We start from the raw sequence: 22,053 nt of genomic DNA, 5'->3' as shown, positions 1-22,053 counted from the left end.
GAGTCAGGCGACGGCGGGTTGAGAGAGGCGGCTGGCGACCGAAATGATCAGGTCTTCCTGACCGGCCACAGCGTTGCAACGGGCCAACTCTTCGTAGATTCTGCGCGGCTCGACGTGGAACTCGGCCGCCGCCCGGGCGACGTGCTTTTCAAAGCCGCTGCACACCCCGTAGAGGCCGCTGATCAAGTTGGCGGTCTTGACCACTGTCGGTGTCCTGACCGGGGTGAATTCTTCCAGGCTGTCGACGGCACGGCACAGCCCGAAGACGTCGACGCCGGTGTCGAACTGATAGCGTTCGAGGACGGCGCACAGTACTTCCAGCTGCGTGTTGCCGGCGCCGGCACCGAAGCCGCGCATGCAACCGTCAATGATGGTCGCCCCGGCCTGGGCCGCCGCCAGCGAGTTGGCCACTGCCAGGCCAAGGTTGTTGTGGCCATGAAAGCCCACCGGAATCGACAACTCACGGGCCAGCAGGCCGATTTTTTCGCGGGTGCTGTCCGGGTCGAAGTGCCCGGCCGAATCCATCAGCACCAGCGCGTTGGCGCCGTAGCCTTGTTGCTTCAAGGCTTCTTCGAGCAAGCGCTCGGCACTGGCCATGTGGGTCATCATCAGCACACCGTGGACGAACGCGCCTTTGGCTCGCGCATGTTCGATGTAGCTTTCGGTCACGCTGGCCTCGGTGCAATGCGAGGCGATGCGCAGCACCTCGACGCCGATGCTCAGGGCCGTGTCGATGTCGCTCAAGCGCGCAAAGCCGGGGATCATGTGAATGCCCAGTTTCGACTGCGTCAGGTTGGCCCGCGCGGTTTCGAGCATTTCCGTGTCTTTGTAACGTGCCAACCCCAGTTGCAGCGAAGATGCGCCCAGGCCGTTGCCGTGGCCGACCTCCACCACATTCAGCCCACAGCCATCGACGGCGCGGCAGTAGGTGGCGATGTCGTCAAGGCTCAGCGAATGGGACACCGCGTGATTTCCGTCGCGCAGCGTAGGGTCATGAATTGCAATAGCAGTCATCGAGATCAAATCCTTGTCATTCGAAGGTAGGCAGCCGTTATTGCTCGGGCTGAGGTTGTTCCTGCAACAGACGCTTGGGCAAAAACACCGGGGAAATGTGGATGATCGACATCCGCACCACGTGGTTGAGCATGACGAAGGCCGGGTCGAGCTTGAGCAGCAGCGCGGCGGCGGTCATCACTTCGACGCCACCGGGCACCCACGACATGAACAGCGTGAGGAACGGTTTGCCGGTCAATTTGCTGAAGACGAACGCCACCAGCAGCGTCGTGCAGAACGTCAGCGCGGTGACCACCAGGCCGGCGCGGATGTAACGCACGACATCCTTGAAGGTGATGTCCTTGAGGCGAATGCCGATCAAGCCACCGAGCAGGATCAGCGCGACGATGGCGAAAGGATCCGGCACGTGCAGATTGGCCTGCGGAAACGCGACATTGACCCCGGCCGTGCAAAGCAGCCCAGTCAGCATGTACGGCGCCGGCACATCGAAACGTTCCAGCAGATAACCGAGCGCCACGGCAGCAATCGCGGGCGGAATCACGCCCAGGTAGTTGTCCAGGGTGCCCAGCACCGGGGTGACGCTGTCGGCGTGGCCGCCGGCGATAATCGTCACCACGGCCAGCAGCGCGAGCAAGCGCACAATGTGTACGAACGCGATGCGCCCGGACGCCGGCCCCTGCTCGCCCGACACCGTCATCACCGCCGCCATCGCCCCGGGAATCGAGCCCAGCAGGCTTTCAATGTGGCCCCACTTCTCCATGCGTCGCAGCCAGTTGTAGCCGACAAAAATCTGCGTAGTCATGCAAATGACCAGGCCGACCAGAATGCTGAAGTCGCTCAATTCCTTGATCATCGAGCCAGTGACAATGGAGCCGACGCTGATGCCCAGCAGCAACTGAACCGTGGCCACGAACGGATACGGCATGCGCATCGGCACGCCGAACTTGCTCAACGCGGTCACCGCGCAAATCGCGCCGATCAAATCGCCAAGGGGAAATCCGGTCAGATAGCCGAGCCATGCGCCGAGCGCCGCCACAGGAATCGGGATAAGGCTTTCGATCACTTTGTTCATGGGATATCCACTTTTCTGAGGGCGTGACCGTCCCGTCCAGCACGGGAAGGTCAGCTCAATTGATGTCGGAAGAATCGGCGCTGCGGTCTAGACCAGGGCAGCAACGGCGCTGGTGGACCAGTCGCAACTCTCGTGGAACCAGCGTTCGACCTGCTGCAGGTTGTCGCGCAGCTCAGCCTCGTTGCGCCCCGCCACAATGGCGTTGAGGATCTCCGAGTTGGTGAATTCCATGCTCGAATAAGACGTCATTTTCTTCGCCGAAATGCGGTATTCGAGAACGCTTGGCAACGTGCAGGTGTGCGGCACGTCACGCAGCAGACCGACACGCGGCGGGATGCTGATATGCCCGACCATTTGCAACGGCTCGACCATCGGCTCGGGGCGGTAGGTCGGATCCTGCAGCGCACGCAGGAAGCTCATGCGCGGATCGATGCCCCAAGCATGAGTCAGCTCCTGATTGAAGAACACCCCACCCAACCGCGAAGCGATTTCACAGAGGACGATTTCACCGTTCTCGGCAACGAACAATTCCAGGTGAAACAGCATCGTCGGATCCGACGGTAAAACGTCTTCGACCAGCGAACGGGCGTACTGAACCAGCCGTTCGCGCAGCGGATTGCTCGCATCGAGCATGTGCAGGTCGTGGGACTTGCCACCGAGGAAATCCAGCGCCGAGGTCATCACCCGCACCGGTGACACGAGGATCGGTTGCCCCTCGATGTACAAGCCGTTGACGATGTAATGGCTGCCGCGCACATAGCTTTCGATCATCAGGTTGTGGAAGGTGGTGGACGGACGCGCGGCCAGCCACTGTGTCAGTTGCCCAAGGTCCTTGAGCACTTCGACGCCGTTGGAACCACGACCATCGCGCGGTTTGACCACCACCGGAAAACCGTGGCGTTCGCTAAAGCGCACCGCTTCAGTAGCGTTGTGGATTTGCGCCATTTCGGCAATTGCAAAGCCACACTGGCGGGTCCGCTGTTTCATCAGAAACTTGTCCCGATAAAACATCGCGCGCTCTTCCGCGCCCTGGGTGATGCCGAGGCGATCATTGATCCGCGCCACCCGCAACACGTCGATCTCGGCCAACGCCACGCACAGCGGCGCATGCAGTTCGCGGGCGATCTCATAGACATCGATCTCGACCAGCGCACTGTCATTGAAATTGTCGAAGAGCTGAAAGCGCACGCTCTCGCCCAAATGCGCGGCGATTTCCGCCATTCGCGAGGTGCAGCTCAACAGGACGCCCTCACGCCCCAGCGCGGCAGACCAGCTGTCGGCGCTGTGCTGGAGAATAATTTTCGGCGGGCAAAAAACAATGAGCTGCATACGGCCTTCCTTGCGATCTTCCGGGGTTTGTCGAACTTCGGACCGGCCAGTACAGGCCGGTCCTTGGCCACAACATCTTGATAAAAACCTGCGCTGCAGGCCAATACCGATTCCGTCGTTATTGATACTTTCAGAACGTTTCAGCGATTTTCGGTCACTTAAACCAGATGTTCCGCGCAATCGCGCATGACCGTGGCCTTGCGTTGCAGGTACTCGCTAAAGATTTCCTGCGCCGCCGCCTGAACCACGGCGATGCCCATGACATCGACGAATTCCTCGACCGCTGCCACCGCGTGAGCGAAGTGATTGCTCTCGGTGCCACCGGTGTGCACGGTCACCCAGGCGACTGTCGAACGCACCTTCGCGGCCGGCACGCCCATGTCGCGCTCGAACCATTGCTTGAACAGCGGATGAATGAATTCGACTTCGCCGTGTGTGTAGACCTCATGCACCAGTGTGGTCAGCAGGCCTTCCAGCAGATCGCGATCGCGCAGGCGTCGGCTGTCCGCCCAGTCCTTGAAGGCTTGTGCCGACGGCAGGCAGTTTTCCTTGAGCAACCATTGATCGTCGCCGCAGATCGGTGTGGCCATGTTGTAGAACAGCTCGGAGTGCAGAATGTTGCCCAGCGCGCCGAGGTCTTCGTCGGTGATCCGTTGCAGGCTGCTGCACACTTGATGCAGCCGTTGCGCCGCCTCCCCGCCCTGCTCCGAACGCGCGAGCAAGGTGATCCGGTTGGCCAGCCCCGAGACGCTGGCGGCCGAGTTGTTGGTTTTCGACCAACTGCCGAAGAATGTGCGCAACGGCACGGCGGCATGGCGACGCGAAGTGAGCAACTGGAACGACGCTTCGATGTCCAGCAGCGCCGCCTCTTCGCTGCGGAATGTCGCCACCAGCGCCTGCTTCAAAACACCCTCCGGCATGTCCTCGAGCACCGGCTCGATCACGTTCAACAACTGGCTTTGCAGCGTCTGCAGGTTACTCACGGTCATCTCACTTTTTCCTTGTTGGATGTTGAATCGAGCGCGTTCAGCGCGTGTGGGCCGGCGATCACCGGCAATGCAGAGACTTTCCAGCCGCTGCGGATCACCAGCAGTGGCAGCACCTGGAACATCACAATCAGCGCAATACAGGCCGGCCAGCCACCCAGCTCCCACAGCGTGCCCGGCACGAAAGCGCCGAAGCTGCCACCCAGGTAATAACTGGTGAGGTACAGGCCGACGGCGCCGGCCTTGTCTTGCCGGGCGTGGGCGGTGATAAACGCATTGGCGGCGGCTTGTGCGAGGAACACCCCGGTGGAGCTGAGCGCCAGACCCAGGACGATCAGCCACAAGGACGACGTCAGCGTCAGCAGCGAGCCGGTCACCCCAAGGCACGCCGCCACTTTGATCAAATCGCTGCGCGGCCGCGCTTTACCGAGGCGCCCGGCAACCGGCACCACCACCAGCGCCAGCAGAAAGACTGAATAAATCGCCCCAAGCTCACCGGTGCTCAACGAAAACGGTGCATGACTGAGGTGCAAGCCGACGTAGGTAAACATCGCGATTTGCGCAAACAGCACGCAAAAACCGACGGCATAAGCGGCCAGCAACGGCTTGCTGAATCGCTCGCTGGGCATTGATTTGCGATCGGCGGGACTTTGCACTGGCGCGGGTGGATTGCGCGGCAACAACCAGGCAATCGCCAGGCCGAGGATCAGGCTCAGCCCGGCGAGCAATGCCAGCGCCATACGCCAATCGGCAAGCTCGGTGGTCCAGCCGGTGAGAAAGCGTCCGCAAAAACCGCCCAGCACGGTGCCGGCGACGTACACGCTGGTCACTTCCGTGACCGCGCCGTCCTTCCAGCGCACGCCGATGTAGGCAATGCTGGTGGCGAACACCAGCGGAATCAGCATGCCTTGCACGGATCGCCAGAGTAGAAACTCACTGAAACTGCCGGCCCATGCGGCCAATAACGCCGGCAGCGCCAAAAGGATAGCGGCCAGGGCGATGACCCGGTGCTGCTCGGCCCGCGCACTCAATCGACCGACAAACAGCGCCGTCAGGGCGACGGCCAGGGTGGTGACGGTAATGCTCCAGCTGGCTTGCCGGGCCGACACGTCAAAGTCAGCGGCCAACTCGTTGAGCAGGCCTTGTGTGGCATAAAGGTTGATGAAAGCCGCGCATCCCGACAGAAACAAGGCGACCCGAGGACAAAACACGCGAGGGTTCATAAGAAAAGTTCGTAATGATTTCAAACACTTTTATAAGATGGGCTGTCGAAACGATCCAATACCTATTTCCGACCGATTGATACCCAAGGATGAACATGATCGATCTGCGCCGTCTGCGTTACTTCCTGGTCGTCAGCGACGAACTGCACTTTGGTCGTGCCGCCGCGCGCTTGCACATCGCCCAGCCGCCGCTGACTCGACAGATCTCGGCACTGGAAACCGAATTGGGTTTTCGCCTGTTCGATCGCAGCACGCGCAACGTCACGCTGACGTCCGAGGGCCGGCATTTTTTGCCCTACGCCCGGGCGGTGCTGGAACAGGTCGACCTGACCGCCACCATCACCAGCAAACTGGCAGCGGGTTCAGCCGGCCATCTGGCGGTGGGCTATGCGAGTTCGATTGCGCTGTCGGACATTTTCAGCCAGACCATCCAGACCTTCTGCTCGTCGTACCCGGACGTGCAACTGACCGTCGAAGAAGGCGCGTCCAGCACGCAATGGGCGCAGATCATCGAGGGCCGCCTCGACATCGGCATGAGCCGCATGCAACCGCCCGGCGATGACTCGGAGGTGCAGGCGATCTGCCTGGACAACGAACCGCTGGTGGCTGCAATTGCCAGCGACAGCCCGCTGGCGCAGCAGGATCAGGTGACCCTGGCCGAGTTGAGCGCGTACCCGTTGATCGCCTTCCCCAGCGATTACGGCTCGGGCCTGAACGACATCATCGCGGCGCTGTACCACCGCAACGGCCTGACGCCCCTGCCGGCACCGACCGGTAAGCAGATCACCTCGATCATCGCGCTGGTCGCTGCCGGCCGTGGCGTGGCGGTGGTGCCGCAATGCACGCAGACCCTGGTGAAACGCGGCGTGACCTATCGCCCACTGGCCGAACCGGGTGCGACGGCGCCTTTGCTGGTGCTGACGCGCAAGCGCGAACGCAGTCCACTGGTGAAGGCGTTTGTCGAGGTGATTGAACAGACGTTACGGGCGAAGTGATCAGGCCTTATGGCACACTTCGCCGCTGATTTTTACCTTGCAAGGAACGCCCGTGGAATTCTTTAAAAAGCTCTTCGCCTCGAAGAAAAAACCCGAGTTGCCGTCGGCACAACCCGTCGACGAATCGTTCTCGGAAATCGACCTGAGCGAGGCGGAAAAAGCCAACCTGGCGGCGCGTGAAGCCAGCCAGGCGTGCCTTGATCGGCACTGGAATGCGGTCGGTGTGAGTGAGCGCGATGTGTTGGGCTACATGATCAGCCCGAGCTTCATGGGCGGCCCGGACTGGCCGTCGACCCGGCAGGCGTATCGCATCGTGCGCCGTGGTGATTCGATCATTCTCGCCAGCGAGGGCCTGTCGGATCCGTTCGATGATCCTGAAGACCGGAGCAATGGTTTCGAGATGGAATTGTTCGTCGAAACCGCCGACATTCCCGAGCCTGCACGCGGTGCGCTGGGCGATGTCGCCCCGCTCCAGCAAAGCTGGGCCTTTGAAATGCTCAAACACATCGCCGCGACGGTGGCGAACGCCGGCGGCATCACCGGTCAGTTGCAACAGTACGGCGCACTGTCGCTGGAGCTTCCGGGGTTCAGTCAATCGCATTTCATGAGCGATCAGTTGCCTGCTCAGTTCGTCACCGAAGATGACATGGTCGGCGTCCTGCTCGGCGCGCCGCAGCCGGACTTCCCGACGCTGCTGGAAGACATGCCGCTGTCGCCGGTAAAACTGGTGCCGGTGGTGCTGATCACCGCCGCTGAACTGGAATACCTCCGCGCGGGCGGACAAAGCGCGCGCCAGGACCTCATTGCGCGCTTGCAGGCAGCAGGTGCCGGCCACCTCAGCAACCTCAACCGCGCCAGCGTCATCTAACCGAAAACACTTTCTACAAAAGCACGTCGAATTTTTCCGCAAGACCGGTAGGAGCTGCCGAAGGCTGCGATCTTTTGATTTTGTTTTTCAGGATCAAGGTCAAAAGATCGCAGCCTTCGGCAGCTCCTACAGAGGGGGACTAGAATTTTTCGGCGACGCGCTGGTAGGGGTAATCCGGCTCGCGGTATTTGCCGGGTTTCTGCCGTTTGGGCAATTCCACCTTTTCGCGTTTCACCTCCTCATAGGGAATGCGGCTGAGCACGTCGGTGATGATGTTCAGCCGCGCCCGGCGCTTGTCGTTCGAATCAGCTACCCGCCACGGCGCATGTTCGGTGTCGGTGTGTTTGAACATCTCGTCGCGCGCGCGGGAATAGTCGTACCAGCGGCTGTAGGACTTGAGGTCCATCGGCGTCAGTTTCCAGATCTTGCGGCCATCGTTGATCCGCGCTTCCAGCCGACGGGTCTGCTCTTCGGGGCTGACCTCCAGCCAATACTTGAGCAGGATCACCCCCGATTGAACGATGGCATGCTCGACCCACGGGATCGACTTGAGAAACTTGTCGGCCTGATCCTCCGTGCAAAAGCCCATCACCCGCTCAACCCCGGCGCGGTTGTACCAACTGCGATCAAAGATCACCACCTCGCCCCCTGCCGGCAGATAAGGCAGATAACGCTGCACATGCATCTGGCTCTTCTCGCGATCCGTCGGCGCAGGCAGCGCCACCACCCGAAAGACGCGCGGGCTGACACGCTCGGTGAGGGCCTTGATCGTCCCGCCCTTGCCGGCGCCATCGCGCCCCTCGAAAACGATGCAGACCTTGACGCCCTTGGCGATCACCCACTCCTGCAGCTTGACCAATTCGACGTGCAGCTTGCGCAACTGATCGAGGTAATCCTTGTTTTTCAGCTTGGGACTTTCAGGCGCCTTGGCGGCCTTTTTCTTGTCTTTTGCCATGACCGAGCCCTCACGAATGAATACGGAAACAAAGCGTTTATTGACGCGGCAAACCAGACACGTGAGGTTAGCCCACGACCTGAGGTTTGCCATTGCCGGGCAAAAAGCAAAATTGCCATGTGTTTCCTTCGTTCTTTGTTACGTCGCACTGTTCATTGTCCGCCCCTTGTTTGCTGGAGTTTCCCGATGCCGTCGCCCAAATCCCTGCCCACCGCCTTGCTCGGCCTGGCCCTCGCCTGCCCGGCGATGGCCGACACTCAAGGGCTGGAGCTTGGGCAAGTACTGATTTCGGCGGATGAGCGCAGTGGGTCGGATGCCAGCGTTGAAGAAGCCAAGGCCCGCCTCGAACAGGTGCCCGGCGCCACCAATGTGGTCGACATGCGCCAACCCTTGCAGGGCCGTGTCGCCAGCAATCAGGACGTGCTGGCCTATCAGCCGGGCGTCTATGCGCAGTCGGCGGGCAACGAAGGCGTGAAAATCTCGATTCGGGGTTCTGGCATCAACCGCGCGCCGGGCGCCCATGCCTCGGGGCTGTATACGATGCTCGATGGCCTGCCATTGACCGGCCCCGGCGGCACGCCATACGAACTGCTCGAACCGCTGTGGGTCGATCACGTTGAAGTGCTGCGCGGTGCCAACGGTTTTGATCGCGGTTCGCTGGCGCTGGGCGGCGCCATCGATTACGTCAGCCACACCGGCTACGACGCGCCGAAACTGCAGGTGCGCTACGCCACCGGTAGCCACGGTTATCAGCAGCGTCAGGTCAGTTCGGGGCAAGTGCTCGGCGACTTCGACTACTACGTGTCGCTCACCGACTCCAACGCCGACGGCTATCAGGATCACACCGCCAGCGAAAGCAAAGGCCTGATCGCCAACTTCGGTTATCGCTTCAACCCGAACCTGGAAACGCGCTTCTACATCCGCTACCGCGAGACCGACAACGACCTCGCCGGGCGCGTGACCAAGCACTCCATCGAACACGATCCACGCGCCGCCAACCCGTCTTATGTGGCGCGCGACGACAGCCGCAAACAGCCGGGCAGCACCTTCATCGGCAACAAGACCACCTTCTACATCGACGACGATTCAAGCATCCAGACCGGCCTCGTCTACCACGATTACCCGATGGATCTGCGCGAAGGCCCCAACCGCCTGAAAGTTGCCTACAGCGACGTCAGCGGCACCTTCGACTACAAACGCCGCGACACTCTTTTCGGTATGGAAAGCCGCAGCAACGTCGGCCTGCGCGTGACCAAACACCTGCCGAACGACGGCGCCAGCGAGCTGGTGCGCATCCCCACCGGTAATACCGCCGGCTACGCTCCCGGCACACACATGCGCAACTTCACCTATCAAGGCTCGGACACCGTCCTGCACTTTGGCAACGATCTGGAAATCGCCGACGACCTCTGGCTGACCACCGGACTCGCCGCCGTCTACACCCGCCGCGAAAGCGACGTGACCTACCCGCAAAGCGGCGGCAAAACCAGCCTGAACGACTGGGACTACGCACCGCGCATCGGTCTGCGCTACCAGATCACGCCCGACCTGCAAGTGTTCGGCAACCTCAGTCGCTCGGTCGAAGCACCGCACCCGTGGTCACTGATCTACAGCTCCAACGTGCGCTTCCCGGCGGGCAACGGCCCGGCGACCGGCACCCAGAAAGACCCGATTACCCTGCAAAACCAGACCGCGACCACCCTCGAACTCGGTGGCCGCGGCGACAGCGCCATCGGTGAATGGAGCCTGGCCTGGTACTACGCGCAAGTGCGCCACGAACTGCTCTCGGTATTGCCGGACGCCAGCGCCGTCACCCCGTATGAACTCAACGCCAGCCCGACCGTACACCAAGGCGTCGAGGCCAGCCTGAACAGCAAGCTCTGGTCCGCCGCCGACGGCCGCCAGTTGAGCCTGCGCCAGGCTTACACCTTCAGCGACTTCCACTATCGCGACGACGAGCGCTTCGGCGACAACCGCCTCCCCGGCCTGCCGATGCATTACTACCAGGGCGAATTGCGCTATGACTGGCCACAGGGCTTCTTCGCCGCCGTGAATACGCAACTGGTCTCGAAAGTGGCGGTGGATTACGCCAACAGCTACTACGCCGACCCTTACGCACTGTTCGGCGCAACGCTGGGCTACAACGCGCCGAAGGGCGACTGGCAAACGTGGCTGGACATGCGCAACCTGACCAACAAACACTATGCGGCGACGGTTACACCGGGCTATGACGACAAAGGGCTGGATGCCGCGCGGTCTACGCCGGGTGAAGGGATGGGTGTGTATGTCGGGGTTTCGTGGAGTCTGTTGTGAGGCCGGTGGTTGACCGACCGTTACCAAACACCTGACGGGGATGCAAATGGACAGCCATTCGAGACTGGAAATCGAGAGCGCCGCTTATGAGCACTTTCTCAGTCTGTGGGAATGATGAATCCGACGCTGCACACGGCAGCGAATGGGCACTTGGTGCTCGAATTCAATGAGTTGTCAGATTCTGGCTGGCTAGTGCGGGAGAGCCTCTCGCAGGTTACAGCCCCCCGACCGAAAGCAATCGTCCCGCCCCTGAAATGCCAGAGCAAAATCTGGTGCTAGCGTCCTTGAGCGGGAGGCCCATAGAGTTCGATTTCCCAGTCTTCAAACGGCGGTGAGACTTTGAACGCCGGATCGCAATATGACCTCAGATAGTCAGTCGCTCTCTTCTGGGCGTGGGTAAAATTGAGCACATTGCCCTCACTGTCCATCTCTATGACGTTGGCGAATATCGCAAAGACCATTTCGATGGCGCTGGGCTCCGAGCCATAGATTTCCAGATAGTCGACGTTTTTAAGCATGTAGTGGCTTCCACTTGCCATGAAATAGGCAAAGGTTCGCAGCGCGCCACTGAAGTCATTACTCAGCTTCTTCATGTACATTTTCTTTTAGTAAACAACCAGGGTTTGAACGAAACGGAACCAGACATCTGCCTGCAGGTGGACTCGGGCTGCCCGTGCTCAGAATGCTTGCACCGTTGCTTCGACGCCAGGAGTAGACGCCGCCGGGCGGCAATCTAATCCCGCACAACGCCCGGTAGCAAACGCCATTGCCATAGATCAGGCACCTATCCTCGGCTTGAGCTTTAAGCGTTAACGCCCGCTACCTTTGAATGACCCGCACTTTATCTGATGGGCATACCTTTCAACTCATGGGTACAGCAAACACCGCGCTGGCGCGTGCAACTGTTCGCTCACCGACATGCAGGCTGACGGCGGCAAACGCTAGTTGACGACCCTTTTTCGAGTATTCAAGACGCACTTCCAGCCATTCATTGATTTGAACTGCACCGAGATAATCGAGGGTCATGCTCGCCGTAATCAACGGCTGCGGAGGGTCGCTGGCAAACGCCATGGCATAGCCCATTCCGACATCGGCCAACGTCGCCAACACCCCTCCATGCAAAGTGCCACGGCCATTGGCATGGCGCGAGTCTGTCAACAACCCCAACTCCAGTTGCAGCCCGCTGCCCCTGGCGTAAATCGGGCCAAGCAAATCAAGCAACGGGCTACTGCGGGCAAACGGGGTGAAACCCTCGGGAATCACAGTGGTGTCCATAGTCTCTCCTTGTGCCGATTATTGACCGGCGTCATCGACTTGAATACGTCGACTCACTCGGGGGTTTATGGGGAATAACACAATGCGGCAAGCACTATACGTATGCGGAATTTGCACCGATAAACCGTGCGCCGTGAAGCGCCGCGATCGCTTAATCCCTCGGCGGGACGGCGTCTGCTGACGCCTTATCCAGAAATACTCAAGGGTAACCGCGCGGAAAAGGCCTAACAGGCTCAGCAAAGCCGAATGAGATATCTTGTTGACCTGCCAATCCAATCGCAATCCCAAGGAAGCCAATTGCTGAGTTCACTTGTATCAAATAGCCAGTCTCCAGCAACTGATCCATCAGAACTGACGGTCCCTTGGTGGAGTTTTACCAAGACCGTCCTTGCGGCTACAGCCCTGACGTTGGTACGTGACGGCCTGGTCAGACTGGACGACCCCTTCCCTGATCAACCCTTCACACTGCGCCAACTATTGCGCCATGAAGCAGGCCTCGCCGACTACAGCGAATTGGCCGACTATCACGCCGCCGTCGCTAACCATCAGGCAGCCTGGTCCGCCGATGAAATGATGCAACGCCTTGACGGTAACCGGCTTCGATACAGCCCCGGAAGCGGATGGCGTTACTCAAATGTGGGTTACCTGCTCGTCGGCAGGCTGATTGAGCGAGTGACTGATCTGTCGCTTGAAGACGCAGTCAATCAACGCGTTCTCGGCGCGTTAGGCCTGTCGAACGTTCGCTTCGCTAAAACGCGAAACGACCTGCAGGATACCCACTCGGCGAGCCGCTCGAATTATGACCCTGGCTGGGTCTATCACGGTTTGTTGATCGGCCCCCTTTCGCAAGCTGCGCTGTTGCTTGATCGACTACTCGCCGGCCACCTCCTCCCCACAGACTTGCTCGAAGAAATGCAATCAACAAAAACATTGGGCGGCCCGATTCCGGGGCGTCCGTGGGTCAAGCCGGGGTATGGGCTGGGTTTGATGCAGGGATCGATCGAAGGTGGTTACACCCTCAGCGGACACACGGGCTGCGGGCCTGGCAGTGTCATTGCCGTTTACCGCGTGAGCGACGGCGACGCATCGGTTTGTTGCGCAGGTTTTGAAGCGGGCGCCAGTGAAGGTGCGGTTGAAGCGTATGTCGTTCGAAGTCTGATGCAGGCCCTACAGGGTGCGGACGCTCAACCCCGCAACCTGAAGTAGTTTCATTTGGGCCGGTCATCCTGCCCCGGGACGATCACGCTCACCGCCACTGATAAGAAGCCCCATTAACAAGCTGCCGCCGGGCCACAGTTATAAGCCAGGGAAATCCGGACGCGAGGCGAGCATTTGCCAACGAGCTGGCATCAGCAAAATCCTTGCTCGCCCTCCAACCTTCACTTTCCATGGCGACTTCCCAAACGCGATTTAGCGTTTCGCGGTCATTCGAATCGAGAGTGGGTGCGGAAGATACGGACTCATAAAATGTCCAGGGCTGCTCCCAGCAATCAAACGATTCTATTGCTGAAATCAGGTCGCGATGACAATCCATCTCAGCGCCTCAAGGTTATCGAAAAGGGTTCACTGTACCGTCAGCGCCAATCCTTGAAACAGTGCATGCATTGCCGCGCACGCCAAGTCCTCAACCGCCCGCCGCAGAAGGAGCAGTGGGCGACCTTTTGTTCGCAACACGGCTTCATCCGATGGCGGAAATACTCCCAGACAATAACCGGTTCGATACTTTCCCGACGGGCAATTTCATCTACCACGGCCTGATCACCCTTGTCGTGGAAGTCCCTTAGCGCCACAAGTGTCTGCAGTGACGGACAGTAGGCGGTAATCGAATCACCGCATCGATTACAAATGCGTTGCCCGTAGTCAGTCGTCATAAATCGTTCAGTGTTGGTCATTTGAAGTGAGCGTTTTACTAGACGCGGTGGGCAGTGACAAATACGCCTGTACTGCCAACAACCGCAAAGGGCCCGGAAGCCCGCTCAATTCAAGGCTTGCCGAAATCATCCACGACGCCGTTGAAACGCTGTGGGCTGAACGCGTTACCGCGTTCGATGTTTGGTATGAGGAAATGGGCAGCGCCTGAAAAAGAACCTCATCCACCGCTCGAATCGACGTGAAAGAGCGCTGACACTAGCCATAAAGGTAATGTTGTTTTGATATCAGTTATGGCACTCTCGGAACCCGCGCTCGGCCGTGAACACGTCACTGATTAAAATCTACGAATGGAATTCGGTATGACCCAAGTAAAAGAAGAAAGCAGTTCCTCTTTGATGAAGATGGTAGAAGCCATCGCCATCAGCCCGCAAGATGCCCGCGAACTGGTCACCCAGTACGAATCGCAAGCCCGCAAATCGGCGCCGTCCGCGTCGGATGAAAAGATTCAAGATGCCGTCGTCGACAAGATCATCAGCCGCTACTCGAAATTGGCCGCAACGTCTGGCGCCGCTACGGCCCTGCCGGGCGTTATTCCCGGTATCGGCACGGCAGTCAGTGCTGTCGGTGGCGGGCTGGCGGATATCTCGGTGTGCATGAAGTTGCAGATCGACATGACCATGTGTCTGGCGGTCGCCATTAACGGCAACATGTCCAACGAAGATGCCAAGCACATGTCGTACATCATCGCGTTGTATGGCTCTCTTGAGCAGATGGGTTCGACCGGCGCCACCCGAATCGCCAGCAAGGCCGGCGTGCGCATGGTTCAGCAGTATCTGAAGGGCCCAACGCTGCAGATCATCAAGGAACTGTTCGCAAAAATCGGTATTTCGTTCACTCAGAAAGCCGCCGCGAAAGTGATTCCGTTCGGGATCGGCGTGATCATTGGTGGCACCGCGAATTACGCACTCACCACTTACGTCGGAAAAACCGCGCGGGATGCCTTCCGTCTGAACCTGAAGGAAGAGGCGGCGACGGAGTAATTGCATCGGTCTTGGCGCTGAAACAATGCCCCATAGTCACCGAGCAAAATTGCAAATGTATTGGGGTATAGCGAAAACTGGTTATTCGCGGTGTGACTGCCGGATCTTGTCAACGCCCGGTGGCCAGACCTCATACAAATGGCAACCAATCGGAATAGGTTGGCCATCCATCTGATGGGCCGCCCAGGCCAAGACGTGCGCCATGCGTTCTGCCGCCAGTGGCGACAGCCCGCAAGACTCCGCCACCTCGTCCAGCCTCGCCCGGCACACATCGAGGTGGCGTCTTACGCCTGAGAATCCGCCGAGATAGTGATAGAACTCGTCGAGCAGGATGCCCACCCCGGAGATACCGTAGGCCCCCGCCACGCCGGGGGCCTCCTCATAGATGGCCATGACGTCATGCCCCTCCAGAGCCGCGACGGCGGTGAGTACCTCGCAAAACGTATCTTTCATGCTGTTGCTGACCCACAGGTCATAGCTGTTGCCAATGATAATGGGCGCGCCCATGAGTCCTGCCTCCATCGCCTGGGGAATGTCTCGCGAAAGCGCCAGGTCCGTCACTGGCCAGCACCCGGTGTCGATCATTTTTATGCTGGAAATAAACGTAGTCCATGATCGCTTTGAAGCCTTCCTATGATCAGCCGCCAATCCACAACATGGTCTGAACCGTAATTTGCGGATGACTCTCCAACGGCTCCCACTCATCCACAAAAACAAAACCCTGCTTCAGGTAGAAGTTCGCAGCTCTGGCATTGTCCGGTGAAACGTCGAGAAAAACCCGATCAAAGCCCTTCGCCAATGCGCGAGCTTTCACCGCTTCGACCAGTTGCGTAGCCACGCCAGAACCCCGTGCAGCGGGCTCAATCCACATCCCGATCAAGTTAAAGCGGCTGGCGCTATTGACCGCCGCGCCGATCATGCCCATAGGCCTATCTTGCTCAAACGCCAGCCAGAACGCGGTGGTGGCAGACGAAGCGCGGGATTGCCATTGTTGATCCGTGTAATCGGCGGCGGTTTGATAACTCACACCGAACGCCGTCGGCGCGTCCCGCAGTGCGGCCAGCCGGACGTGTTTGAGCAGCTTCCAGTCTTGGGTTTGGGTCAATCGAATGGTCATGTTCGTCCCTGAAAAATAAACAGCGCCCTCAACGTCTCACACGTACGTCGAGGGGGCAATTTGATTTTCAGGCGCGCTTGGGCAGCTTCCAGTTCGGGCGGATGAAGTGGCAGGTGTAGCCATTCGGAATGCGCTCCAGGTAATCCTGGTGCTCCGGTTCCGCTTCCCAGAACGGGCCCGCCGGCTCGATTTCGGTGACCACCCTCCCCGGCCACAATTTCGAAGCGTCGACGTCGGCAGCGGTGTCCTCGGCGACATCGCGCTGCGCTTCGCTGAGGTAGTAAATCGCCGAACGATAGCTTGGGCCGAGGTCGTTGCCCTGGCGGTTGGGTGTGCTCGGGTCGTGGATCTGGAAGAAGAATTCAAGGATCTGTCGGTAGCTGATCACGGCCGGATCGAAGACGATTTCGATGGCTTCGGCGTGGTTGCCGTGGTTGCGGTAAGTCGCGTTCGGTACATCGCCGCCGGTGTATCCGACTCGCGTCTGCAGCACACCGGGATAGCGCCGCAGCAGGTCCTGCATGCCCCAGAAGCAGCCGCCGGCAAGAATGGCAGTTTCGGTTTGCGTGGTCATGGTGTGTCCTTCCTCTCGGGGACGTGGGGATAGCTGATGTTATGAGGGCGTATTGGCAAATTCCAAGGTTGCGTGTAAACAAGCTGACCGGCGCCGAAAACGACGCCTGGGCAGACCCTCACGGAAGAAGCAATGAGCAGACGGATCAGCAAACTTCTCTTGGCCGTTGCGTGCATGTTTGCCGGCTGCGCCATGGCTGAACCGCGATGCGCAGACTTCCTCGCGATACTCAGCAACAAGCCTCCATTCGTCGAGTTTCTGCAGTGCAGCCAAGACCTCGACGCGCAGGGAAAACCTTTCGTCGCGCGCTACCGCGTCAAAGGCACCGATGCCCTTGCGGCTGAGCGCTACCTGAACCACCGCTTCGGATTGCCAATGCTGCGGTATATCTGCTGTGGTTGGGATTCGACGTTTTATTCCTATCGGGATAAAAAAACCCGGCACTGGTATCTGCTCGGAATGGGCTCCGAGGAAACGCCCATCAACACGCGCAAGGCTTGGCCGCAGATAGAGTACTTCTACCTCCAGGTGTTCCTCGCGACCGAAGATCCTTGAGCGCAATTGCACAGCCATTCACCTGATTTCAATAGTCCGTTCGGGCTCATGGAATGCAAGTCGTCGGCAAGTTCCAGGCTCTGCACCTCCACCTCAACCAAGGAAGATAACCCCATTGAAAACTGCCATCAGTGCCCTGTTGTTGACCTGCCTGGCGAGCCACGCCCTCGCTGACGTCAACGCGGTCGGCATCCAATCCCTGAAACTCGCGGACGCGCAAAATCAGCGGCCGCTGGACTTGGTCGTCTGGTACCCCACAGCCGCCAAAACCCCTGCCCAGATGATCGCCGATGACGTGGTATTTGTCGGCGCGGCGGCCGTGCGCGACGCGCCACCGGTGGCGGGCGAGCATCCTTTGGTTGTGCTCTCCCACGGTTACCGAGGCAATTGGGGCAATCAGATCTGGCTGGCAAATGCGCTGGCCAAAAAGGGTTACATCGTTGCAGCGGTCAACCACCCCGGCACCACAACCCATGACCGCAGCCCGAAAGCAGCCGCGCAGTTGTGGCAGCGGCCGGTTGATCTGGGTCGGGCGATTGCAGCGGTGACCTCCCAACCTGAAAAATTTGGTGGGGTCGCGCCGCGCGAGATTGCCGTGGTCGGCCATTCACTCGGCGGCTGGACCGCCATGGAAATCGCCGGCGCGCGTTTCGACCCGGACCTGTTCGCGCGTGACTGCACAGTTCATCCGCAACTGGCCAGTTGCATCAACTACCAAAAGATCAACCCGGCGAGCACACCGGCATTGAAAGATGGCCTGGCCAGTGACTTGCGCGATAAACGCGTCACGGCGGTGGTGGCACTGGATCTGGGATTTTCACGCGGCATGACCGACGCGAGCCTCGCCGCATTGCCAGTACCGGCGCTGGTGATCGCGGCGGGCGCACCGTCGCTGGATCTGCCTGCAGCGTTGGAGTCGGCCGACCTCGCCAAACGCCTGCCGGCGGCGTCAAGCCACTATGTCGAGATCAACGACGCCAGCCACTTCAGCTTCCTGCAACAGTGCAAACCGGGAGCAGTGGCACTGCTTGAAGAAGACGTGCCGGGCGATGGCATCATTTGCGGGGATGGTGACGCGGCGCGGCCACGGGAAGAAATTCAGCAGCAAGTGACCGCGCTGATCAGCGAGTTTCTGCAGAAGCAATGGAAACAGGCAGGCGGTTTGGCCAACCGCTGAGGACGCGCTTGCAGCTTCAGAAACAACGGGTTTATCAATTGCTTGTGTCAGTAATGCGGGGCGGACGGATACGAAATGCCATTGAAGTGCCACCACTGAAATAGTATGTTACTCAAATCCACCCCCCCGCTTTACCCCTCACAAGGAAGACTTCATGTCACTCAAAGGGAAGATAATCTCCGGTTATCTCGTCATAGGTTTCATCTACACACTCTATTCGTGGCTGTTCGGCGCCTATTCCCACTTCAGCTTTGCTTACAACCTCGGCCGCGGCCTGGTGTGGCCTGGCTCGATGTTCCCGGCGTTCGGGACCTTCATCGGCCTCATCATTTTACTCATCGTCATCGGCGCGATTCATCTCAATCGCCGCTGAGCCATCTGCACATTAAAATCATTCAAGGACCAATGCTCATGAGCATGAAAAAGCTAACGCTGGCGGTGTTGTTGGCAGCGGCACTGGCGGGTTGCGGCGGTAGCAAGGAAAAGGCGCAGGCACTAGTCGAAGCCAGCGGCTTGAACCAGCAATACGGCAACATCGTTGAAGTCGCAGCGCGAAGCTACTCGTCCCGCTACCCGATGCTGGAACACGAGCAGATTCGCAACGTCGTGCGCGAAAACCTCGATGCCGAAGACTTGAAAGACATGGTCGTCGAGATCTACGCCGATCACTTCGACAATGATGAACTCGACCTGATGATTCGCGCCAATCAGCATCCTGACCAGGCCATGGCGATGATAATCACATCCAAGACCGGTCGCGACCTGGCTCAGAAGATCATGACGATCCAGACGACCATTGCCAAAGACATGCAAGAAGCGCTGACCGACAGTGATGAAGCGATCATCGATGCGCTGGATGATTTGAAGGACGAAGCGCAAGGCTGAAGAACAGTCAGTTATGGCTCACGCCGCCTACTAAGTAAGTGGCGTGCCCTTGAGCGCCTTGATTCAGGACGCACCATGCCTATAACTGCAGCCGACGTAGAGACCGCTGTCCTTGTTTTCAGTAGAAACCACACGCACCACTCCACCGGTGCTCAGGCTACGTTGATAATCAACGTAGCCGTCGTTATCCAGCAGCTTTTGCAATTTAAGCGCGCTGGCAAGTTTTTCCGCATCAACTTTTGGATTAGTGCTTTCTATCTCCAGGAAAAAACTGAAACGGTCCGTCATCACCGCAGTGGAAGACGTCACACCGTTTACCGTCAATGCTGGTTTGACTTGCCAGGCACTGCCCCCCCATGGTGCGTGCGCCGCATCTTTGGCCAACTTCAATTGCTCGCTGTCTACCAATGCATTGAACTCGCCGACCTGCTGCGCATTGCCTTTGCACTCGGCCAACGCCTGGAACATTTCGCCGTGAGTCGGCGCCGCCGTAGCGGCAAAACTGAACAAGCATCCAGCGAGAGTGAAAAGACCCAAAGCGACTTTCATGACGACTTCCTTGTTGAGTTGAACCCGATGTAAAGATCACCGAAGTTCCATGGCTGATATTCCGTATTGCGCGACTTGCCTAATGGCACATGCCTGCGCAGGGGGCAAAAGTTTGCCATGTTGCAAACCACTAAGCGATCAGGGAAACCCTTAAACGCCGCGCATAAAAAAGCGCACGCAAGTCCGGAGACTCCACGTGCGCCGTTTTCAAGCTGTGTATTTAGTGCAACGTAATCAACGCAAACAGCCCGACAATTACCATCAGCACCGACATGTACTGCATCGGCACAAAGAACAATGTGTGTTTTTTGCGGAAGACAACTTCACCGCCGGTAGCTGGATCAATGTAGGTCTTGCCCGGCTGATTGTTCAGCTTGTGGCCGATAAAAGCGTTAGCGGCCGCTGCAACCAGCAAACCCACGCCTACCCCCATCCCGTTAGGAAGGCCGGCGAAAGAAATCAGTCCAACCAGCGGAATCAAAACCGAAAGAATGCCCCAGCCTTGCCAAATAAGAAACATCACGCGTCCCTGCCAAATTTTCGAAGGCGCGCAATTTAACAAACAACTTGATGCTGCGGCAACATTTTGTAATATTTCCCCGATAGTGAACTATCGATACCCTTCAATTCACTGCGGCCATTCAGAGTAGTCACGTAATGTCAGTTCTATGGAAGAGCTGAAAAGACTTTATGGATAATCCTCCCGAAAACGGCCGGGTATTACTTACGCTTGTGCTGTTTCAGTTTGGCACAAGCCACTCTGCGATGAGACCAACACATACAACATCGATATCGACTGCCCCACCGCCATCGCTGGCAAGCCAGCTCCCACACTTTTTTGTGCCCGAACCACCACCCCCTGTAGGAGTGAGCCTGCTCGCGATAGCGTCCGTCCCGGCAACATCAATATTGACTGAATCACCGCCATCGCGAGCAGGCTCACTCCTACAGGACTTTGCGCCCAGCACAGTTTTTTGAGCACACCGCCAAAACTGTGGGAGCTGGCTTGCCAGCGATGAGGCCAGCACATCCAACACCACGTCGACTGCCCCACCGCCATCGCTGGCAAGCCAGCTCCCACACTTTTTTGTGCCCGAACCACAACCCCCTGTAGGAGTGAGCCTGCTCGCGATAGCGTCCGTCCCGGCAACATCAATATTGACTGCCTCACCGCCATCGCGAGCAGGCTCACTCCTACAGGATTTTGCGCCCAGCACAGTTTTTTGAGCACACCGCCAAAACTGTGGGAGCTGGCTCGCCAGCGATGAGGCCAGCACATCCAACACCACGTCGACTGCCCCACCGCCATCGCTGGCAAGCCAGCTCCCACATTTTTTGTGCCCGAACCACAACCCCCTGTAGGAGTGAGCCTGCTCGCGATAGCGTCCGTCCAGGCAACATCGATATTGACTGAACCACCGCCATCGCGAGCAGGCTCACTCCTACAGAATTTTGCGCCCAGCGCAGATTTTTGAGCACACCGCCGAAACTGTGGGAGCTGGCTTGCCAGCGATGGCGTCAGCCCATCCAACCGCTAGACAGAATTAGACGCAAGCTCGAGCATCCTGGTGAATCGAGTAATTGCCAAGTGGATCTCATCCTGAGTATCGCCATCCCAATCCTCAACGGTCAGCAACTCTGCCCTCAGCGCGTCAATTCGATCGCGTATTTCAGCCATCTCTGCGTCCCCACACTGCCGCGCAATTGCCGCCCATTTTTCATCCGAAATACGCTGCTGCACGGAAAGCCCCGCACGTGCTTGCGCGATCATCGCTGACAATTTACTTATCAAATGCCCTTCTCCTGTTCACGCAACCACCTCAACATAACTCGACTCCCCACCCCCACTCGCCCCCGACAGCCACCCCCAGACAAAACTCAACGTGGTTCGCCCTGCGTCATCCACGCCAACAATGCCCCGCGACCAACCCGACAGAATCTCGTCCTCAGTCGTCAGGCAATGAAACAACAACTCAATCGTGTCAGGCCCCGTCACACGCCCCACCTGGTGCCCCGCGCGAATGCGACCGCCCTGATAAGTGCTCGAAATACCCACGCCATCAACACGGTAGTGAAACACCGTCCCACTACCCGACAGCCCTTGCGAGTTATCCGCCACCGCGAATCGACGATCGTGCAAACGCTCGCTGACTTGTGAGAAGAGAGTTTCCATAAATGTCACGTCCTTGGTCGAGAGAGGCTATTCCAGTGTGCAAGCATCCTACCCGATCGTTTCGCGGCAAAGGCCATCTCG

At 58.7% G+C, this 22,053-nt stretch carries 24 protein-coding genes; 9 read left to right on the top strand and 15 right to left on the bottom strand.

Features of this window, described 5'->3' with window-relative positions; all coding sequences use genetic code 11:
* Positions 1-3: 3 nt before the first annotated feature.
* The 5 genes from dmpG to ACZZ0B_RS09575 form a co-directional block, all read right to left on the bottom strand.
* On the bottom strand, positions 4-1,014 hold the full coding sequence (gene dmpG, locus ACZZ0B_RS09595; RefSeq protein WP_463545002.1) for a 4-hydroxy-2-oxovalerate aldolase: 1,011 nt from the start codon (positions 1,012-1,014) through the stop codon (positions 4-6).
* A 37-nt stretch (positions 1,015-1,051) separates the two neighbouring features.
* Positions 1,052-2,086: an AbrB family transcriptional regulator gene (locus tag ACZZ0B_RS09590; protein WP_440094205.1), complete on the bottom strand. Its 1,035-nt coding sequence runs from the start codon at positions 2,084-2,086 to the stop codon at positions 1,052-1,054.
* A gap of 87 nt (positions 2,087-2,173) precedes the next feature.
* Positions 2,174-3,415 carry an ATP-grasp domain-containing protein gene (locus ACZZ0B_RS09585; protein ID WP_463545001.1) on the bottom strand — a complete coding sequence of 414 codons (1,242 nt, stop codon included), beginning with the start codon at positions 3,413-3,415 and terminating at the stop codon, positions 2,174-2,176.
* A gap of 158 nt (positions 3,416-3,573) precedes the next feature.
* The gene (locus tag ACZZ0B_RS09580; protein WP_463545000.1) at positions 3,574-4,404 is read right to left on the bottom strand and encodes a hypothetical protein; all 831 of its coding nucleotides are present in this window, start codon (positions 4,402-4,404) and stop codon (positions 3,574-3,576) included.
* Positions 4,401-5,624: an MFS transporter gene (locus tag ACZZ0B_RS09575; RefSeq protein WP_463544999.1), complete on the bottom strand. Its 1,224-nt coding sequence runs from the start codon at positions 5,622-5,624 to the stop codon at positions 4,401-4,403. Before ACZZ0B_RS09575 ends, ACZZ0B_RS09580 begins: the two co-directional genes overlap by 4 nt.
* A gap of 95 nt (positions 5,625-5,719) precedes the next feature.
* On the opposite strand from ACZZ0B_RS09575, the gene ACZZ0B_RS09570 reads away from it, so the two are divergent.
* Both ACZZ0B_RS09570 and ACZZ0B_RS09565 read left to right on the top strand, forming a co-directional pair.
* The gene (locus tag ACZZ0B_RS09570; RefSeq protein WP_008086404.1) at positions 5,720-6,619 is read left to right on the top strand and encodes a LysR family transcriptional regulator; all 900 of its coding nucleotides are present in this window, start codon (positions 5,720-5,722) and stop codon (positions 6,617-6,619) included.
* A gap of 52 nt (positions 6,620-6,671) precedes the next feature.
* Complete coding sequence (locus ACZZ0B_RS09565; protein WP_463544998.1) at positions 6,672-7,487, top strand: suppressor of fused domain protein; 816 nt, start codon at positions 6,672-6,674, stop codon at positions 7,485-7,487.
* Between the two features lie 139 nt (positions 7,488-7,626).
* On the opposite strand, the gene ppk2 is transcribed toward ACZZ0B_RS09565, so the two are convergent.
* Positions 7,627-8,442, bottom strand: a complete 816-nt coding sequence (gene ppk2 / locus ACZZ0B_RS09560; RefSeq protein ID WP_008088565.1) for a polyphosphate kinase 2 — start codon at positions 8,440-8,442, stop codon at positions 7,627-7,629.
* A gap of 186 nt (positions 8,443-8,628) precedes the next feature.
* Between ppk2 and ACZZ0B_RS09555 the strand changes: the two genes are divergently transcribed.
* Positions 8,629-10,755, top strand: a complete 2,127-nt coding sequence (locus tag ACZZ0B_RS09555; protein WP_463544997.1) for a TonB-dependent receptor family protein — start codon at positions 8,629-8,631, stop codon at positions 10,753-10,755.
* 275 nt (positions 10,756-11,030) lie between these two features.
* On the opposite strand, the gene ACZZ0B_RS09550 is transcribed toward ACZZ0B_RS09555, so the two are convergent.
* Positions 11,031-11,348 (bottom strand): DUF7677 family protein, encoded by a 318-nt coding sequence (locus tag ACZZ0B_RS09550; RefSeq protein ID WP_045123348.1) that lies wholly within the window; start codon positions 11,346-11,348, stop codon positions 11,031-11,033.
* Between the two features lie 268 nt (positions 11,349-11,616).
* The gene (locus tag ACZZ0B_RS09545) at positions 11,617-12,030 is read right to left on the bottom strand and encodes a PaaI family thioesterase (RefSeq protein WP_463544996.1); all 414 of its coding nucleotides are present in this window, start codon (positions 12,028-12,030) and stop codon (positions 11,617-11,619) included.
* A gap of 297 nt (positions 12,031-12,327) precedes the next feature.
* Between ACZZ0B_RS09545 and ACZZ0B_RS09540 the strand changes: the two genes are divergently transcribed.
* Both ACZZ0B_RS09540 and ACZZ0B_RS09535 read left to right on the top strand, forming a co-directional pair.
* Positions 12,328-13,236 carry a serine hydrolase domain-containing protein gene (locus ACZZ0B_RS09540; protein ID WP_463544995.1) on the top strand — a complete coding sequence of 303 codons (909 nt, stop codon included), beginning with the start codon at positions 12,328-12,330 and terminating at the stop codon, positions 13,234-13,236.
* A 1,025-nt stretch (positions 13,237-14,261) separates the two neighbouring features.
* Positions 14,262-14,942, top strand: a complete 681-nt coding sequence (locus tag ACZZ0B_RS09535; protein WP_008088555.1) for an EcsC family protein — start codon at positions 14,262-14,264, stop codon at positions 14,940-14,942.
* An 81-nt stretch (positions 14,943-15,023) separates the two neighbouring features.
* Here ACZZ0B_RS09535 and ACZZ0B_RS09530 read toward each other — a convergent pair whose 3' ends face one another.
* From ACZZ0B_RS09530 to msrA, 3 genes are all read right to left on the bottom strand, one after another.
* A complete protein-coding gene (locus tag ACZZ0B_RS09530) occupies positions 15,024-15,449 on the bottom strand; it encodes a hypothetical protein (RefSeq protein WP_463544994.1) in 426 nt (141 codons plus the stop codon).
* Between the two features lie 130 nt (positions 15,450-15,579).
* Positions 15,580-16,059, bottom strand: a complete 480-nt coding sequence (locus ACZZ0B_RS09525) for a GNAT family N-acetyltransferase (RefSeq protein WP_463544993.1) — start codon at positions 16,057-16,059, stop codon at positions 15,580-15,582.
* Positions 16,060-16,126: 67 nt separating this feature from the next.
* Positions 16,127-16,633, bottom strand: coding sequence for a peptide-methionine (S)-S-oxide reductase MsrA (gene msrA, locus ACZZ0B_RS09520; protein WP_008088550.1), 507 nt, complete (start codon positions 16,631-16,633; stop codon positions 16,127-16,129).
* Positions 16,634-16,765: 132 nt separating this feature from the next.
* On the opposite strand from msrA, the gene ACZZ0B_RS09515 reads away from it, so the two are divergent.
* From ACZZ0B_RS09515 to ACZZ0B_RS09500, 4 genes are all read left to right on the top strand, one after another.
* Entirely contained in the window at positions 16,766-17,188 is a 423-nt protein-coding gene (locus tag ACZZ0B_RS09515) for a DUF4952 domain-containing protein (RefSeq protein WP_463544992.1), read from the top strand.
* A 115-nt stretch (positions 17,189-17,303) separates the two neighbouring features.
* Complete coding sequence (locus ACZZ0B_RS09510; RefSeq protein WP_463544991.1) at positions 17,304-18,365, top strand: alpha/beta hydrolase family protein; 1,062 nt, start codon at positions 17,304-17,306, stop codon at positions 18,363-18,365.
* Between the two features lie 154 nt (positions 18,366-18,519).
* Positions 18,520-18,738 carry a hypothetical protein gene (locus ACZZ0B_RS09505; RefSeq protein WP_008088544.1) on the top strand — a complete coding sequence of 73 codons (219 nt, stop codon included), beginning with the start codon at positions 18,520-18,522 and terminating at the stop codon, positions 18,736-18,738.
* 38 nt (positions 18,739-18,776) lie between these two features.
* Entirely contained in the window at positions 18,777-19,250 is a 474-nt protein-coding gene (locus ACZZ0B_RS09500; RefSeq protein WP_008088541.1) for a DUF2059 domain-containing protein, read from the top strand.
* A gap of 63 nt (positions 19,251-19,313) precedes the next feature.
* Here the strand turns inward: ACZZ0B_RS09500 and ACZZ0B_RS09495 are convergent, their stop codons facing one another.
* From ACZZ0B_RS09495 to ACZZ0B_RS09480, 4 genes are all read right to left on the bottom strand, one after another.
* Positions 19,314-19,799 carry a hypothetical protein gene (locus ACZZ0B_RS09495; protein WP_463544990.1) on the bottom strand — a complete coding sequence of 162 codons (486 nt, stop codon included), beginning with the start codon at positions 19,797-19,799 and terminating at the stop codon, positions 19,314-19,316.
* 220 nt (positions 19,800-20,019) lie between these two features.
* The gene (locus ACZZ0B_RS09490; protein ID WP_008088537.1) at positions 20,020-20,319 is read right to left on the bottom strand and encodes a hypothetical protein; all 300 of its coding nucleotides are present in this window, start codon (positions 20,317-20,319) and stop codon (positions 20,020-20,022) included.
* A 1,014-nt stretch (positions 20,320-21,333) separates the two neighbouring features.
* The gene (locus ACZZ0B_RS09485; protein ID WP_463544989.1) at positions 21,334-21,591 is read right to left on the bottom strand and encodes a hypothetical protein; all 258 of its coding nucleotides are present in this window, start codon (positions 21,589-21,591) and stop codon (positions 21,334-21,336) included.
* 15 nt (positions 21,592-21,606) lie between these two features.
* Positions 21,607-21,972 carry a hypothetical protein gene (locus ACZZ0B_RS09480; RefSeq protein WP_463544988.1) on the bottom strand — a complete coding sequence of 122 codons (366 nt, stop codon included), beginning with the start codon at positions 21,970-21,972 and terminating at the stop codon, positions 21,607-21,609.
* Positions 21,973-22,053: the final 81 nt, after the last annotated feature.

The sequence above is a fragment of the Pseudomonas sp. AC247 genome, assembly GCF_979258015.1.
Note: the sequence above shows the minus strand (reverse complement) of the source record. Positions and strands in the feature narration are given on the sequence as shown.

Bases quoted from the DNA above. Each gene is read 5' to 3' on its own strand.
- ACZZ0B_RS09580 (WP_463545000.1), bottom strand. From the start codon at position 4,404: ATGACCGTGAGTAACCTGCAGACGCTGCAAAGCCAGTTGTTGAACGTG.
- ACZZ0B_RS09585 (WP_463545001.1), bottom strand. From the start codon at position 3,415: ATGCAGCTCATTGTTTTTTGCCCGCCGAAAATTATTCTCCAGCACAGC.
- ACZZ0B_RS09505 (WP_008088544.1), top strand. From the start codon at position 18,520: ATGTCACTCAAAGGGAAGATAATCTCCGGTTATCTCGTCATAGGTTTC.
- msrA (WP_008088550.1), bottom strand. From the start codon at position 16,633: ATGACCACGCAAACCGAAACTGCCATTCTTGCCGGCGGCTGCTTCTGG.
- ACZZ0B_RS09525 (WP_463544993.1), bottom strand. From the start codon at position 16,059: ATGACCATTCGATTGACCCAAACCCAAGACTGGAAGCTGCTCAAACAC.
- ACZZ0B_RS09545 (WP_463544996.1), bottom strand. From the start codon at position 12,030: ATGGACACCACTGTGATTCCCGAGGGTTTCACCCCGTTTGCCCGCAGT.
- ACZZ0B_RS09590 (WP_440094205.1), bottom strand. From the start codon at position 2,086: ATGAACAAAGTGATCGAAAGCCTTATCCCGATTCCTGTGGCGGCGCTC.
- ACZZ0B_RS09530 (WP_463544994.1), bottom strand. From the start codon at position 15,449: ATGGGCGCGCCCATTATCATTGGCAACAGCTATGACCTGTGGGTCAGC.
- ACZZ0B_RS09570 (WP_008086404.1), top strand. From the start codon at position 5,720: ATGATCGATCTGCGCCGTCTGCGTTACTTCCTGGTCGTCAGCGACGAA.
- ACZZ0B_RS09550 (WP_045123348.1), bottom strand. From the start codon at position 11,348: ATGAAGAAGCTGAGTAATGACTTCAGTGGCGCGCTGCGAACCTTTGCC.
- ACZZ0B_RS09490 (WP_008088537.1), bottom strand. From the start codon at position 20,319: ATGTTTCTTATTTGGCAAGGCTGGGGCATTCTTTCGGTTTTGATTCCG.
- ACZZ0B_RS09555 (WP_463544997.1), top strand. From the start codon at position 8,629: ATGCCGTCGCCCAAATCCCTGCCCACCGCCTTGCTCGGCCTGGCCCTC.
- ACZZ0B_RS09535 (WP_008088555.1), top strand. From the start codon at position 14,262: ATGACCCAAGTAAAAGAAGAAAGCAGTTCCTCTTTGATGAAGATGGTA.
- dmpG (WP_463545002.1), bottom strand. From the start codon at position 1,014: ATGACTGCTATTGCAATTCATGACCCTACGCTGCGCGACGGAAATCAC.
- ACZZ0B_RS09515 (WP_463544992.1), top strand. From the start codon at position 16,766: ATGAGCAGACGGATCAGCAAACTTCTCTTGGCCGTTGCGTGCATGTTT.
- ppk2 (WP_008088565.1), bottom strand. From the start codon at position 8,442: ATGGCAAAAGACAAGAAAAAGGCCGCCAAGGCGCCTGAAAGTCCCAAG.
- ACZZ0B_RS09575 (WP_463544999.1), bottom strand. From the start codon at position 5,624: ATGAACCCTCGCGTGTTTTGTCCTCGGGTCGCCTTGTTTCTGTCGGGA.
- ACZZ0B_RS09500 (WP_008088541.1), top strand. From the start codon at position 18,777: ATGAGCATGAAAAAGCTAACGCTGGCGGTGTTGTTGGCAGCGGCACTG.
- ACZZ0B_RS09480 (WP_463544988.1), bottom strand. From the start codon at position 21,972: ATGGAAACTCTCTTCTCACAAGTCAGCGAGCGTTTGCACGATCGTCGA.
- ACZZ0B_RS09495 (WP_463544990.1), bottom strand. From the start codon at position 19,799: ATGAAAGTCGCTTTGGGTCTTTTCACTCTCGCTGGATGCTTGTTCAGT.